This window comes from Caldisalinibacter kiritimatiensis (assembly GCF_000387765.1).
GTDB classification, from domain to species: domain Bacteria; phylum Bacillota; class Clostridia; order Tissierellales; family Caldisalinibacteraceae; genus Caldisalinibacter; species Caldisalinibacter kiritimatiensis.
This window is the reverse complement of sequence record NZ_ARZA01000099.1, coordinates 1-3201: the sequence shown is the minus strand read 5'-3', so window position 1 is coordinate 3201 and position 3201 is coordinate 1. Positions and strand designations below refer to the sequence as shown.

At 29.7% G+C, this 3201-nt stretch carries 4 protein-coding genes; all 4 read left to right on the top strand.

What is annotated here, in order from left to right; all coding sequences use genetic code 11:
- Positions 1 to 605 precede the first annotated feature (605 nt).
- The 4 genes from L21TH_RS04935 to L21TH_RS04920 all read left to right on the top strand — a co-directional run bounded on the left by L21TH_RS04935 (position 606) and on the right by L21TH_RS04920 (position 3096).
- On the top strand, positions 606 to 1448 hold the full coding sequence (locus L21TH_RS04935) for a fumarate hydratase (RefSeq protein WP_006310842.1): 843 nt from the start codon (positions 606 to 608) through the stop codon (positions 1446 to 1448).
- A 46-nt stretch (positions 1449 to 1494) separates the two neighbouring features.
- Positions 1495 to 2046, top strand: a complete 552-nt coding sequence (locus L21TH_RS04930; protein ID WP_006310841.1) for a Fe-S-containing hydro-lyase — start codon at positions 1495 to 1497, stop codon at positions 2044 to 2046.
- A 162-nt stretch (positions 2047 to 2208) separates the two neighbouring features.
- Positions 2209 to 2709, top strand: a complete 501-nt coding sequence (locus L21TH_RS04925) for a hypothetical protein (RefSeq protein ID WP_006310840.1) — start codon at positions 2209 to 2211, stop codon at positions 2707 to 2709.
- Between the two features lie 195 nt (positions 2710 to 2904).
- Positions 2905 to 3096: a sigma factor G inhibitor Gin gene (locus tag L21TH_RS04920; RefSeq protein WP_006310838.1), complete on the top strand. Its 192-nt coding sequence runs from the start codon at positions 2905 to 2907 to the stop codon at positions 3094 to 3096.
- Positions 3097 to 3201 lie beyond the last annotated feature (105 nt).

Genomic DNA, 3201 nt, shown 5'->3' with positions numbered 1-3201 from the left:
TAGAATTATTATCGAAAAGCGAAAGGCGAACAGCGAATAGCCTAATTTTTTCTAAGAACTGAGAACTGTGTCAACAGTATCCAACAAAAAATGTCTTAGTAGTACAAAAGCACTATGGAAATATCAGGTATAAGGTGGTATAATGTAAAATAAGATAACAATATATAGAAATATGTATTATAAATGAGTTATATCGGAGATGATATAATATGAGAGTTATTTTTCTTATTTTACTACTTATACCTATTCTAATGTTTCAACTGTATATCATTAGAGAGACTATAAGTGCTACTAAAAGTACTATTAAAAATAAAAGAAAAGAACCCATTTCTAGGACTAATAAATACCGTTATAATTATAACCATATATCCTCCAATAATAGAACTAAGATTAGAGTTGTTAAATAATCGCCTAAAGAGGCGATTATTTTTTATGCTTAAATTTTTTTAATTGTCTTTAAGCTAACAGCTAATAGCTAGTAGCCAATAGCCAAAAATCGGCTTTGCTGATTTTCTAAAAGGATTTTTATATATTTTGTAGAAGGGTATTATGAAGAACTTTAAAGTAAAAAATAATAAAAAAATATAAAGAAGGGATTAAATAAAATGAGAAGGATAGATGCTAAAATAATAACTAGCAAAGTTAAAGAAATGTGTATGAAGGCTAATTACGAGTTGAGTAACGATGTTTTAGATAAAATAAAACAGTCAATAGATAAAGAAGAATCACCTATAGGAAAGGACATTTTAGAAAAATTAATTTTAAATGCTAATATCGCAAAAAAAGAAAGGGTACCAATTTGTCAAGATACTGGTATGGCAGTATTCTTTGTCGATATAGGACAGGATGTATTTGTAGAAGGAGGAAATCTCACAGAAGCTATAAATGAAGGAGTACGACAGGGATACACAGAAGGATACTTAAGAAAATCTGTAGTTAAAGACCCATTTTTAAGAGAAAATACTAAAGATAATACACCAGCGATTATTCACTATAACATAGTAGAAGGAGATAAGATAAAAATACGCTTTGCACCTAAAGGATTTGGAAGTGAAAATATGGGTGGCTTAAAAATGTTAAAACCGTCTGATGGTATAGAAGGAGTAAAGCAATTTGTTATTGATGTAGTAAGAAAAGCAGGTCCTAATCCTTGTCCACCAGTAGTAGTAGGTGTAGGAATTGGAGGAACTATGGAAAAGGCATGTCTTTTAGCCAAAAAGGCTTTGTTAAGGAATGTTGGTAAATTCAATGAAAAGAAGCATATTAAACAATTAGAATTAGAACTGTTACAAGAAATAAATAAACTAGGTATAGGCCCACAAGGATTAGGAGGAAGAACAACAGCTTTAGGAGTAAATGTTGAAGTTTTTCCTACACATATTGCAGGCCTTCCTGTTGCAGTTAATTTAAACTGTCACGTAGCTAGACATATTGAAGTACAGATATAAACTCAAAGGATGTATAACCTTTAACAATAAAAACGAGGTGATTTTATTGAAAGAAATAAATATAACGACGCCACTTACAGATGATGTTGTGGCTAATCTTAAAGCTGGAGATAGGGTATATATTAGTGGAACTATTTACACAGGCAGGGATGCAGCACATAAAAGATTAGTAGAGGCAATAAAACAAGGAGAACAATTACCTTTTGATATAGAAAACTCTATACTTTACTATGTAGGGCCTTGCCCACCAAAACCAGGTAAGGTTATAGGTTCAGCAGGGCCTACCACTAGTTATAGAATGGATGATTATACACCTTATTTATTAGAAAAAGGATTAAAGGGTATGATAGGGAAGGGACAACGTAACAATAAAGTTATTGAATCTATGAAAAAAAATAAAGCAGTATATTTTGCAGCGATAGGCGGTGCTGGAGCTTTAATTTCCGATTGTATTAAAGAATCAACCGTTATTGCATATGAAGATTTAGGAACAGAAGCTATAAGAAAACTGACTGTGGAAAAATTACCTGCTATTGTGGTTATTGATTCTAAAGGGAATAATTTATATAATATAGAGGTTAGTAAGTATGAAATTTAAAATTAGTTTGGCTATTTGCCACTCGCTAATCACCTTTAGCAAAAAACATATATTGATTATAGATTATGGATTAGAGAATAGAGTATTATAGTGATAGTGTATGGAGTTTTCAGCTAATGGTTTAAAAGGACTGACCTGAAAGTATAGAAGGGAAGAATCTAAATGAATAATATTATTAAAGAAGTGATTACTAGAAAAGAAAAACCATTATGGCAAATCATGTTAATAATATTAGGTTCTGTAGTCTTTGTAAATACCCTAATAACTCTTTCGAATCATTTGGGAAGAAAATATGCAGGTATAGTAAGTCTTATCATATTATTTTCATCTATATTAATTACAGGATTTGTATTGATGAGAGTATTTTCAGTATATAGTTACAAATTAGTGGATAATAAATTAATATTTGAGCGTGTTTTAGGAAATAAAGAGAAGGTTTTGCTATCAATAAATATTGAAGAGATAGAAACATTAAAACCTTATAATGAAATAGATTCTAGTAGTAAAATAGATTGTATATATAAATTTGTATTAGATAAAGAGTATGATAAATTTTTCGTAGGTGAGTTTCAAAGAGACGGTAAAACATATAGATTTGTATTTAAGCCTAGTGAAAGGTTATTAAGAATTATAGATAAAAAGATTAGTGAAAAGGCAGTATAAAGTTAAGAATTAGCATGAAAATATAAAATCAATTCTCCATTGCTAGTTAGTTTTTTGTTGTCTAAAAGGCTATTAACTAACAAATTGACGAAGTCGACTATGCTCTAAAAAAATGTGAACAATGGTCATGCATTAAGAATAAAATATAATATAACGGTAATAATCAAGGTAAAGAAGTATTAAGGGGATGATTTTTTGACGGGTAATTGTGGAATATGCGATGGAGAATGTAACCATTTTATAAGCTTATTAGGTGTACATATATGTAGAGAATGTGAGCAAGATATAGTAAACAGTGATATTGGTGATATTAAATATCAGTATTATAAGTCTGTTATAAAAAAGCTTTGGATAGATTATATAATTCAATTCAGCCAGAAAGTTTAGGACCTAAAGTCTAAAGACAGCGTAGTACACGCTGTCTTTTAGTTTTTGCTTAAGAAAGTATATTTACAGTATATGCTATAATCAAGCTATATATCCAGGTTGAAA